We start from the raw sequence: 11856 nt of genomic DNA on the forward strand, positions 1-11856 counted from the left end.
TTTTTAACCCAACCCGTGACAGTTTGGATAGCTAAGTGGTATTCATTGGCCAATGAATTAGCCGAACGACCTTGGTTGTACAAGGTCACAATTGAAGATTTGAATTCTGGGGTATATTTTTTCATAAAAGCTTCTATACGCTATTATCTCGGATTCTGCCCTAGAAAGAAAGTAGTCCGGAATTTCAGTATAGGAGCATTAGCCAAGTGGTAAGGCAGCGGTCTGCAAAACCGTTATCACCGGTTCGAATCCGGTTATCACCTTCGTATTCATCAAAATAACAAGGATGCGTTTTGGAATTACTATCTGCCATGTCATTTTATTTCAAAGAAAAGCACATTGAAACAGATAGTAGAAGAAACTGTAAGCATTGATGACATGCTAATGTTCAGATAAATGGCAAATCACTACTGAGCCTGTTAGTTGACTGGCTTTATATTGTCTAAATTTCTGGAGTCACTTCATAAACAATGTGATATATTTTGGCAAAAATTATCGTGCCTTATTTTTTATATAGATAGTAACTCTTGAGGTGTGGTCAATAAGAAGTCTGGACGTTCGTTAGATAAAGATTTTTTATCATGAGCGCCCCATAGGACACCGCAAGTATGAACACCAGCCGCTTGACCCATTTGAATATCAAAAATCGCATCACCTATCATGATGCATTCTGAGGGATTAAGATGCTGTTGATTGAGAATTGTTAAAATACCGTCAGGAGCAGGTTTAGATTTTTGGACATGGTCTGATCCGATCACACGATCAAAGAACTGGGCAATGTTTAAATGCTTTAAATTTCTAAGTAAGGCCGTTGAATGTTTACTAGAAACAATGTAGAGTAATTTCCCCTGTTGGTCAAGACTTTGTAAAACAGGCATAATATCATTAAATAATGTGAGATAATCTGATTCATATTTGCGGTAGAAAGTTCGAAAGCAAGTTAATAGATCATCGAATTCTTGTGTAGAAAACTGATGATTTGGGAACATTTTTTTAAAAGATATTTCGATCGGAATACCCATATAATAATTAATAACCTTTTCTTCAGGTATAGGAAATGAAAATGCCTTAAAAGCAGCTTGAGTGGCTAGGATACCCGTTTTACCAGAATTTGCTAAGGTACCATCAAAATCAAAAATATAAGTTTGCATGTTTGTTTCTCCTGAAACATCTTGTATTTGAATTAAATAACATATAATCTTCGTAGATGAACTAAAAGAAGTCATGAGTGCGTTTTTAAACAATTTATGACTTATTTTCGCGTAACCGTTGAAAAGTATTATGGTTTATATATGATATACTAGTAACACAGCGTTATAAGTTAAGTGGTGGCTATCTTGAATGGAGGTGGTGCGTATGGTGTTAAAACCATTGTATCAGATTCTAGGAAAGGAAAGGTCCTTGTGTCTATTGAGTCAGCTATAGGACTTATGTTCAGTTTTGGTATGTTTATCATTGCTTTGCTAAGCCTTATAATATTGATAATTAACAGCACAAAAAAATAACCACTTAACTTTGACCGGTTGAGGTTATTTTTTAACAACAATCTGATAGTCACTATTTGATATAGTAACGTTGTAGGCACCTATTACAAGTAGGTGCTTTTTCTTATGACTTAAGTATACCAGAACTAGAATAAATATCAATAAATTGATTTGAACGCTTAAAAAATGACGCTAATTGTTTTGATCAAAAATACTTACTTAACTATTTGAGTGTAGTTGGTTCCCCATATTTCCATCGCTTCAATAACAGGATAGAGGCTACTACCTAATTGAGTAACCCGATATTCCGTTTTCACCGGAATGACTGGATAAACGCGTTTGTTCAATATACCATCTGCTTCCAATTCTGATAGTTGTTTTGCAAGCATTCTTTTCGAAACATAAGGTAGCTTTGCTTGTAATTCTGAAAATCTCAAAACATCATTTTTAAAAATATGATAAAGTATGACACTTTTCCATTTTCCAGATATGAATTGTAGTGTGTTCTGAACGGGGCAACCTAAGTCACAATCGTAAATTTCTTTCATTTTCAGACCACCTTTAATTTTTACTGACTTTATCATAGCATGTATCAGGTGGAAAAATCAGGTGAATTAAAAGGCACCTAGTCTACCCTAGGACACTTGGTGCGCTTAAATTCACGTCTTAACAATTTTAAAAAAAGGGGTATCATTAGTTTTGTCAGGAGGCAAGAAAATGATAAAACAAGTAAAGGCAGTTGGTTTTTATCGCCACTTACCGATTACCGATAACAATAGTTTTGAAGACGTGTTAATTGATACACCAGAAGCCAGCGGGCATGACATTCTCGTTGAAGTTGCAGGTGTATCAGTTAATCCTGTTGATACATTTGTGCGTAAAGGTGGTCGAAAAAATAAGTTAGTCAAACCAAAAATTATTGGCTGGGATGCTGTCGGGACAGTTATTGCAAAAGGTGATAACGTATCACTTTTTAATATTGGTGATCGCGTATGGTACGCAGGCGATTTTACAAGGTCAGGGAGTAACGCACAACAGCAATTGGTAGACGAAAGAATTGCCAGTTTAGCACCTCATAATTTAGACGATTCACAGGCAGCAGCGATACCGCTAGTAGGGTTAACTGCCTACGAATCTTTATTTGAAAAGCTTAATATTAGTCGGTCTGGAGATAATACTCAAAAAACCATTTTAATTATCAATGGTTCTGGTGGTGTTGGTTCTATAGCCATTCAGCTTGCAAAATTAGCTGGGTTAACTGTCATAGCTACTGCTTCAAAATCAGAATCAGTGGCGTGGGTTAAAAAGTTAGGTGCAAGTGATGTTGTTAATCATTATGAAGATTTGATCACGCAAGTTCATAAAACTGGTCATCAATATGTTGACTATATTTTAAATTTGAATAATTTAGATGCACACTGGTTTGAAATTGCTGAATTAATCAAGCCAGATGGGCAGGTTGTTGCTACGACAGAAAATCATCGATTAATTGATCTTCAACAATTGACTAAAAAGCGGGTGACTTTCAGTTGGGAATGGATGTATAGTAAATCGTATTACCAAACTGAAAATATGATTAGTCAGCACGACATTTTAAAGCATTTGGCAAAGTTGTACGAGGAGGAAAAACTACAACCCATTGCAACAAAAACTTACCATCCAATTAATGCTGATAATATGAAAAAAGCGCATGCTGATGTCGAGTCAGGGCATATGATTGGGAAGGTAACTGTGGTTAGTTGGGATGGTAAATAGGTAAGTCGTTATAGTAGGGCATAAAAACAATGCCATATACTTCTTAAGTTAACGTTACTTTTGAGGTATATGACATTGTTTATTTTAATGGGTCATGTGATAGTTGTTGAAATTAGTGGGAGACATATATTGTTCAAATAATAACAATTACAAATAATCTGCTGTTTTTTGAACAATAGCATCAGCAGACTGTTGTAACGCAATTTCTTCATCTGGAGTCAGAGGCAAGTCAAATGTCTGTACAACGCCAGCGCGGCCAATGATAGCTGGTGTTGAGATATAACTTTTGAACTTGTCATCATAGTGAGACACAATAGCCTCGTTGCGTGCATCAGATAAGACAAGTTGTGCCAAGGATACAGCAGCATGTGCGATGGCAAAATTAGTATATTTTTTACCATTAAAAACTGTAAAACCACCAACTCTGGCATCATTAGCGATTTTATCAAGGTCTAAATGGTGTTGCGCAATTAAGGATTGAATGTCTTGACCTATAATTTTTACAGTTGACCAAGCTGCAAATTGTGAGTCACCGTGTTCACCCAACATATAACCTTGCACACTACGAGGATCAACGTGTAACGTTTCTCCCAGAACACGTTTGAGGCGTGCTGTGTCAAGATAAGTACCAGTACCAAATACCTGATTGGTAGGCAATCCGGTTGCTTTTTGATAAATACCTGTGATAACGTCAACGGGATTGGAAATCACAATCAGCACACCATTGAAGCCTGCTTTTTTCAAATCAGCGCCAACTTGTTGTACTTCAGGTGTGTTTGCTTTAAGCTCAGTAAAACGATCACCGCCTGGTTTGATTAAATCAATATGACCAAGAGCGGAAATAACAATATCTGCGTCTGTTAAATCATCAGTAGTGCCTGCATGGACACTCACGTGCGTACTAAGCAGACTAGCAGCGTCACGAAAGTCTAGGGCGTCCGCTGCTACTTTATCTGGATTTTTATCTACTAAAACTAATTCATCAGCTAAACCTTGCGCAATAATAATATGGGCGACCGTTGCGCCAACATGTCCAATACCTACAACACCAATTTTCCTCATGTTTTACCTCGTTAGTATAAAATGTGTCTTTAATTAGATTATACACATATTTAAATTAAAATAAAGGGCATCGTGATGTTTCACGTGAAACATCACGATGCCCTTTATGTCGATTAAGCAATAAAATATTTGAGAATGTCTGCTTCATTCAAGTCTGATTTGTCCTGACCGCGCACATCAAGCACAATATCACCAGCATTGAGAATAATGAGTCGGTTACCATATTTCAATGCGTCGGCTAAATTATGGGTAATCATTAGGGCTGTTAATTGATTTTTAGTTACTTGCTCGTTAGTTGCTAGCATCAATTGTTCAGAAGTTTTGGGATCCAGTGCTGCTGTGTGTTCATCTAAGAGTAACAATTCAGGCTTCACACGAGTTGCCATCAGGAAACTAAGCGCTTGGCGTTGGCCACCTGATAAATTACCAGTTGCTGTATTCAAACGCGTGTCTAAATTATTGCCCATCACTTGTGTGATTTTGGCATATTCATTTAATTTTTCTTTAGTCAAACCCCGATTACGCAATGTCCGTTTTTGACCACGCTTTTCAGCAAGTAGTAAGTTTTCGGCAACAGTCATGTGCGGTGCAGTGCCCATTTTGGGGTCTTGAAATACACGTGCGATATAATTGGTACGTGTCACAGCAGAGTCATGCGCAATACTATGGCCATGGTGTAGCAATTGTCCAGAGTCAATCGATAAATTACCAGCAATGGTGTTGAATAAAGTCGATTTACCTGCACCATTTGTACCAAGAACAGTGATAAAGTCACCCTCATAAATATCTAGGTTGAGTGATTTTAAGATTTGGATGTTGTCACCGACAGTGACGATAATATCTTTAAGTGAGAAAACAGGTTCAGTCATGTGTCGCCACACCTTTCTTGATTACTGTATCGAGCTTTAGTGCCTTGCGTAATTGTGGAAGCATCATAGCGACAGCCAGCACAATTGCTGAAATCAAATTCAAATCGTTTGTTGAAAAACCAAGACTGAGTACGGCTAACAACACAAGACGGTATAGAATTGAACCAACAATAACAGCAACCAGACGACCATTAAGTGATAAGTCGCCGAAAGCGACTTCGCCAATAATAATTGATGCCAACGCAATGACAATAATACCAATACCCATGTTGATGTCGGCGTAACCATTATTTTGGGCAATGACTGCGCCACCAAATGCAATTAAGCCGTTAGATAACATCAGTCCCATGATGGTCATACGATCTGTTTTTATCCCAATTGATTGCGCCATATTCGCATTATCACCAGTAGCAATAAAAGATTGACCCAATTCTGTTTGTAAGAAAAATATGAGTGCCAATGTGATGATTGTGATGATGATAAAACCAACAAAGACAGAATCAAAGTTTTTGGGTAAATGCTGTAGCAATGGGGAAGAGAAAATTGATTTTTGATTAAGTAATGAGATGTTGGCCGATCCCATAATCCTGAGGTTAATAGACAACGCAGCAGTCATGACGAGTATACCAACTAATAAGATTGGAATCTTGCCTTTCGTGTAGAGCAACCCAGTTACCAGACCAGCAATCGCACCGACAACAAAAGCTGCGAGTGTTGCTAAATAGGGATCGATACCATGAGAAATCATAGCAACTGCGGTCGCTGCACCTAAGGGGAAAGAACCTTCAACAGTCATATCAGGGAAATTTAAAATTCTAAATGTGAGGAATAGGGCGACCCCAAGCACAGCCCATAGGAGTCCTTGACCAATACTAGATACAATAATACTCATTTGAACACCTCGCCCTTAGTTTCTGCTGTTTTTATCATGTTTGCTGGTAATTTTAAGCCAAGTAGTTTGGCTTGTTTAAGATTAACAACGACATCACCCTTAGTAATTGTTTTGACAGGATAAGTTGCTGTATCTTTACCTTTTAACACTTGACCCGCCATAATGCCTGCTTGATAACCAATATCATATTGACTGACTGAAATTGTTGCCACACCGCCATCTTTGACCATTGTATTCACAGCCGGAATGACGGGGATATTATCTTTGTTAGTAATACTAATGAGGGTTTTCATGGCACTGGCAACACCGTTATCTTGTGGTGCATACACGACATCAACCTGACTAGCCATCGTTTCAGCCACTTGTTGCATATCATTTGTTGTCGAAATCGTGTACATATGCACGTCGTAACCAGCTGTTTTGGCAAGTTGTGCCATTTTCTTGGCATTGTATTCGCCACCATGATCAGATGTGGTATAAATGATACCTAGTTTTTTAGCTTTGGGCACGACTTGTTTGATAACATTGAGATGCTGTTCTAAAGGTGAATCACCAGAGGTGCCAGTGATATTGGCACCGGGACGTTGGGCGCTCTTAACTAATCCAGAACCAGCTGGATCAGTGATACCAGCTAAAATAACTGGGCTGTTACCATCAGCGGTTTTAGCCAAAGATAAGGCTGCGGGTGTTGCAATACCAAGGGTTAAATCAGCGTTCTCGTTAGTAAATTTTTGTGACATTGTCTTCAGGTTAGCCTGATTAGCCTGGGCATTTTGGTAATCAATTTTAACTTTTTTACCCGAATAGCCCTGTGTCTTTAAACCAGCTACGATACCGCGATGAATTTCATCAAGGGCAGGGTGTGTCACGAGTTGTAGTATACCAACTGTTGGCACGTAATCTTTGCTTTTTGTTTGCTGGGTTGGTTTACCTGTGGCAACAAAGGCAACTGCTAGAAAGCCAACAATAATGGCGATGGTAGATATAAGACGTTTGTTCATCATTTTTCTCCGAAATTTCCCTAAAATAAAATTGACCTTGGACGGCCATACAAGGCTTTCCAAGGTCAAAAGAAAAGTCTGCATGGCATAATTCCCATACAGACTCGATTGCTACACAAAATGCGTCGGTATGGATAAAACAAATGTTTTAAACATCAGCTTTATCCGTTACCGAAAAGCTGACTTTACCGACGCCACCAGGCATTGTTAAGTTGTGCTATCACTTTTTGCATGTTATTCTCCGAGTTATTTATGAATTAAGAATACTAAGAATTTGATGAGTTGTCAATAGTTTTTTTGAAATTAAAATGATTAATGGTTCAAGTCGACTGAAATATAAGTTAATAGCGTGTCAAGTTGGCTCGTTGTTTGGTGACACATAAAAATTCGTTGATCATTTTAATGTTGGGCCTGCGCCGTTAGATACTGTTGTTTTAGCAGCAGCAGGGTCTTGCAACATGTTCTTGTATTGCGGTGTCCAAGAGGCAGGGCTTAGTTTATTAAGTGTTGCTATACCAGTTACTTTTTGACCATTTAATAGTGTGCCGCTCTCAGTCAAATTTGAACCGCCAAATACTTTGGCAATATCTTTGGTAGCAGCAGTTGGTATATCGAAAACGTTATTTTGTGCATAAATTTGAGACTGTTTACCAACACCAAAACCATACATGAATTTGTAAACTGATGAATTAGTCGCTGAATAATAATTATTATACATGTGAACTTGTCCGAACCTAACACGTGGTTGGCGTTGAACGAGGTTATCAAAACGGTTATGATGCATGGTCACATGTAACTTACCAGCATCACTCGTTTTGCTATCACTGTTACCAATATTCATTGATTTGTCATGATTTTGTAGCGTGTTATATGACAGTGTGACATTATTAGCGCCGTTAACAATATCTACTAACCCATCATGGTGTTGATATTCACGACCATAGTACGACCCATTTTGGTTATCTGTTTGTGCACCATCAGAAAAGCGATTATGGTCTAACCAAATCTTTGAACCACCGGTAATCGTTAAATTATCATATTGTGAATTCCAGTTGCCACTCGTGCCATCAGTTGGATCCCATTGTGGGAAAAAATCATAAGCATTTTCAAATATGATGTTACGGACAATGACATTTTGACTATTAATGATCATATTACCGCCTGTAATTTTAGCATTGCTATTACCAATAATCGTTGTGTTAGATGGTACCTTGTATTGGACTTGCTTTGCTTGATTTTTTTGGGCGTTGTTACGTGCTGTTTCTTGGGACCCAGTAGGTATTTTTTTACCATAAGTGCTGGGATCATAGGCTTTTAAATAGGTAGTTAGATTATAGCCCGTACCATTGGCGTAGTTATTAGCTGTTAAAGCTTTGCCATTATTATCAGCGTTCATGTTTATCGTACCGGAAACATAAATAATTTTATTTGTCTGATTTGTTTCATTACCTAGTGCATTAAGTAATTCTGTCCGATTAGTCACTTGATAAGTATGTGCAGCGTCAGCTTTACTGCCACCTGTCGTGCCAGCAGCAAATCCTTGTGAATCATCTGCCGCCTCTCGTGAAATTTTTTGCAAAGTGGCGGGCGTGGTTGCTGCATTAATGCAAGGTGTTAGGCCAAGTGTTGCGATACCTATGGTAAGTGCAACAATAATATGTTGCTTATGTCGTGTTTTTGTCATGATTTTCCCCTAGTAATATTGTTTTTTTAATCACAAATTATTATTATACAAGAGTCGCGCTAAAAAGTAAAACATTCACAAATAAAAATTCAAGCAGTGCGTGCAAAGTTAATTGTGATTTGGTTGTGGATTATTCAGCAAAAAGACTTGCCCCTACGACAGGGGCAAGTCTTTTTGATAATCAGGCTGCCTTAGCGTTGCATGATGTCGATCTGTTTTACCTTGTAATGTATACTAAGATAGTCATTTTTTAACTTTTGCGTTAACGCGTTGGGCTTGTTTGAAATATTTCGTCATGACCGAACTAACCGTTCCCCAGTAGAAAAAGAGCAGGGAACCACCAATGATAAAAATAAAATCAAAAGGATAGTGAATCCAATTCTGGCCATTAAATTCTTTGGAACCGATATAGGACATAACGGAAATAAAGATTAGGTACCCAATCATCCAAAAGCTACCTTGGAAAGCGCGTTTTGTTTTGTTAAAGCCGTTACGCCATTCGTAGTAAAAATAAAAGGGTAAGCCTAATAGAATGACTAGGATAACTTCTACGGTTGTTGGCCACATGGCCCAATAAGTAGCTAGAGATGCGAGTACAAAAGATAAGGGCGCCATGTATTTTAATAATTTACCTCGAAATGGGCGTGTAAATTCAGGCGCCATTTCGCGTAATGAGACAGCTGTTACTGGCCCTGTGAGATATGCAATTAATGTCGATGTTGAAATAACGCTGGCAAGCGTCCCCCAAGATCTAAAGATTGACACCATAAGCATGCTCAAAATAGCGTTAACAATCATAGCCATACGTGGTGTGCCATAATGTTGGTTTAGTTTACCTACAAATTTTGGAATATGGTTGTTTGAAACCATTGCGGCCAAAGTTCGGCTCGAAGATGCGACAAACGATACGCCGGTACCAAATGGTGAGATGAAAGCGTCCATGTAGAGTAACACCGATAACCAATGAATACCCAGTAAGATAGCTAGATCAGCAAAAGGAGAAGCAAAGTTGATACCATGCCACCCGCTCTTAGCAATCATAGCTGGGCTAAGTGATGTGATGAAAGTACTTTGCAATAAGATGTATAAAATACCGCTAATAATCAACGAGTAGGCGATACCACGTCCAATATTGCGTTTAGAATTTTCAATTTCGCTACCCATATTAATCACTGTTTGGAAGGCGTTAAATGAAAAGATAATACCTGATACAGTTGTTGCGGCAAAAATGGGAGCCGTGCCATATGGCATAAATTCGTGCAGGTTAGTCCCATAATTTTCTGGGTGAAATCCTGATAATGTGAGCATGATAATCGTTAACACAGGCACACCAATTTTGAAAATGGAAATCACACTTGTAAAGTTAGTTAATAGTGCGACAGACCAGTAATTGAGTAGTGTAAAAATAATAATAAAGGCGAATACAACGAGTAAACCTGTTGTTGTAATTGAGCCGTTTGAGATAAAATGATGTGTCCAATTGGCCCACGACCAAGGCCATGAACTCATATATTGTACAGCGGCAACCGATTCGATAGGGATTAATGTAATTAATGATATCCAATTGGCCCAAGAGGCAATAAAGCCAAGCAACGAGCCGTGCGTATATTGCGCATATTTACTCATTCCCCCTGATTGTGGGAACATTGTTCCGAGTTCAATATAATTGTAAGCAATTGTACCAATGATAATACCGCCAATTACCCAAGAAATGATTGATGCCGGGCCGGCAATTTTTGAAGCTTCCCAAGCGCCGAATAGCCAACCAGATCCGATAAGTGATCCTAGACCTAGCATGATGAGCTGAAACAGACCGATCTTTTTATTATGATGTGTGTCCATGTGTCCTCCGTGACATTATTCTTAAAATGATACCACTTTTTGTGATAAGAACAAAATTCATGCTGTCAAATACTGTGATTTTTGAGGTGAGATTTAAGAATTTGTTAAAATTAAGTAGGATCTAGTTAGTGGTTTGATTACTTAGTGTGTGATCATTGTGTTAACTTGAGTGCATTTCAACCATTCAACGTCAAAAAGTGACCATTCATGTTGTTTGTATGGGAAATTAGAATAAATTTGTGTATATTGAGTAGTGAATAATTTATGGTCACAATCACCACGTTAAAGGAATCAAAATGATAAAGAAAATACTACTTTTTGTACAATTCACAATAGTTGTTGCTTTACTTTTATTATTGGTATTAATGGGGCTAAGTGATCAGCAGCGGTTCCATATGTTGTCGTATCAATTTATGCTTGGCATGTTAAATATTTTGCTGACGTTAGAATTTTGTTTGTTGCTGATAGTTGCGTATTTGTCGGATAAAGTGCCAAATGTTTGGTCGCAGTACATGGCAAGAAAATCTTGGCACTACGTGTTTTTATGGACGGGTATCGTTGGCGTACTCTGCCTATTTAAACCGAAAAACTAACTTAAGTTCATTTACTACTGATAATGACAACAGATGAGAGGAATGATCACATGAAAATCAAACGTCAAAATGCAACACAACCAATTAAGATGATTATTACATCAGACACGGTTATGAAGTTCAGCCTAAAAGTGAGTATCGTGTTTTATGCTTGTTATCTCATAGCGTCATTAATGGGATGGGTTAAAAATGATGACACAGTGACAATAGCGATACTGTTATGTGTGTCTACTGTATTTTTAACTTCAGAGTAAGTCTTAAATAAAAAACAAGTAACAAACACAAGGTAAATATTGGTGTGCGTGTATTATTTGTCATGTTAAGGGTTGTTTTAATATTGAATGAACATTAGGAATGAAATTTGACAAAGTAGATAGGAGATATGATGGGTATATATTTGCTTAGTTAATATATATTTGTTCTAGTTTAAACAATGAAAAATAAAGTATTCAGTGATAAATTTTCATTAATATATGTTTCTCTAATAGGAGTGACACCAGCAATTTGGTTAGTGTTGTCGTTAGTGATTTCATTATCTAGAAGTCAATTGGTACTAGTAACTATACTAAATATACCATCTGCTCCTATACTGAAATTCCGGACTACTTTCTTTCTAGGGCAGAATCCGAGATAATATCGTATAGGAGCTTTTATGAAAAAATATACCCCAGAAT

At 37.7% G+C, this 11856-nt stretch carries 13 protein-coding genes and 1 tRNA gene; 5 read left to right on the forward strand and 9 right to left on the reverse strand.

What is annotated here, in order from left to right:
* The coding region (locus JOD28_RS09495; protein ID WP_420844482.1) for a transposase at positions 1–125 on the reverse strand (125 nt) is incomplete at its 3' end.
* A gap of 75 nt (positions 126–200) precedes the next feature.
* Between JOD28_RS09495 and JOD28_RS09500 the strand changes: the two genes are divergently transcribed.
* Positions 201–260: transfer RNA gene (locus JOD28_RS09500), tRNA-Cys, on the forward strand.
* Between the two features lie 249 nt (positions 261–509).
* On the opposite strand, the gene JOD28_RS09505 is transcribed toward JOD28_RS09500, so the two are convergent.
* Positions 510–1151 (reverse strand): HAD family hydrolase, encoded by a 642-nt coding sequence (locus JOD28_RS09505; RefSeq protein ID WP_204770531.1) that lies wholly within the window; start codon positions 1149–1151, stop codon positions 510–512.
* Positions 1152–1403: 252 nt separating this feature from the next.
* Between JOD28_RS09505 and JOD28_RS09905 the strand changes: the two genes are divergently transcribed.
* Complete coding sequence (locus JOD28_RS09905) at positions 1404–1505, forward strand: putative holin-like toxin (RefSeq protein WP_259650403.1); 102 nt, start codon at positions 1404–1406, stop codon at positions 1503–1505.
* Between the two features lie 194 nt (positions 1506–1699).
* Here JOD28_RS09905 and JOD28_RS09515 read toward each other — a convergent pair whose 3' ends face one another.
* Positions 1700–2032, reverse strand: coding sequence for a winged helix-turn-helix transcriptional regulator (locus tag JOD28_RS09515; protein ID WP_204770533.1), 333 nt, complete (start codon positions 2030–2032; stop codon positions 1700–1702).
* Positions 2033–2204: 172 nt separating this feature from the next.
* Between JOD28_RS09515 and JOD28_RS09520 the strand changes: the two genes are divergently transcribed.
* Positions 2205–3239, forward strand: a complete 1035-nt coding sequence (locus JOD28_RS09520) for a zinc-binding alcohol dehydrogenase family protein (protein ID WP_259650404.1) — start codon at positions 2205–2207, stop codon at positions 3237–3239.
* Between the two features lie 147 nt (positions 3240–3386).
* Here JOD28_RS09520 and JOD28_RS09525 read toward each other — a convergent pair whose 3' ends face one another.
* From JOD28_RS09525 to JOD28_RS09550, 6 genes are all read right to left on the reverse strand, one after another.
* Entirely contained in the window at positions 3387–4301 is a 915-nt protein-coding gene (locus JOD28_RS09525) for an L-lactate dehydrogenase (protein ID WP_204770535.1), read from the reverse strand.
* Positions 4302–4414: 113 nt separating this feature from the next.
* Positions 4415–5170 (reverse strand): ABC transporter ATP-binding protein, encoded by a 756-nt coding sequence (locus JOD28_RS09530; RefSeq protein ID WP_204770536.1) that lies wholly within the window; start codon positions 5168–5170, stop codon positions 4415–4417.
* Positions 5163–6062, reverse strand: coding sequence for an ABC transporter permease (locus JOD28_RS09535; RefSeq protein ID WP_204770537.1), 900 nt, complete (start codon positions 6060–6062; stop codon positions 5163–5165). Before JOD28_RS09535 ends, JOD28_RS09530 begins: the two co-directional genes overlap by 8 nt.
* Positions 6059–7063: a tryptophan ABC transporter substrate-binding protein gene (trpX, locus tag JOD28_RS09540; protein ID WP_204770538.1), complete on the reverse strand. Its 1005-nt coding sequence runs from the start codon at positions 7061–7063 to the stop codon at positions 6059–6061. The genes JOD28_RS09535 and trpX overlap by 4 nt, the downstream gene beginning before the upstream one ends.
* A gap of 394 nt (positions 7064–7457) precedes the next feature.
* Positions 7458–8747 (reverse strand): pectate lyase family protein, encoded by a 1290-nt coding sequence (locus JOD28_RS09545; RefSeq protein ID WP_204770539.1) that lies wholly within the window; start codon positions 8745–8747, stop codon positions 7458–7460.
* 243 nt (positions 8748–8990) lie between these two features.
* The gene (locus JOD28_RS09550) at positions 8991–10589 is read right to left on the reverse strand and encodes an APC family permease (protein WP_204770540.1); all 1599 of its coding nucleotides are present in this window, start codon (positions 10587–10589) and stop codon (positions 8991–8993) included.
* A gap of 296 nt (positions 10590–10885) precedes the next feature.
* On the opposite strand from JOD28_RS09550, the gene JOD28_RS09555 reads away from it, so the two are divergent.
* Together JOD28_RS09555 and JOD28_RS09560 are read left to right on the forward strand one after the other, a co-directional pair.
* Positions 10886–11182, forward strand: coding sequence for a hypothetical protein (locus JOD28_RS09555; RefSeq protein ID WP_204770541.1), 297 nt, complete (start codon positions 10886–10888; stop codon positions 11180–11182).
* Positions 11183–11232: 50 nt separating this feature from the next.
* Positions 11233–11436, forward strand: a complete 204-nt coding sequence (locus JOD28_RS09560) for a hypothetical protein (RefSeq protein WP_204770542.1) — start codon at positions 11233–11235, stop codon at positions 11434–11436.
* Positions 11437–11856 lie beyond the last annotated feature (420 nt).

It is taken from the genome of Leuconostoc rapi (assembly GCF_016908715.1).
Taxonomy (GTDB): domain Bacteria; phylum Bacillota; class Bacilli; order Lactobacillales; family Lactobacillaceae; genus Leuconostoc; species Leuconostoc rapi.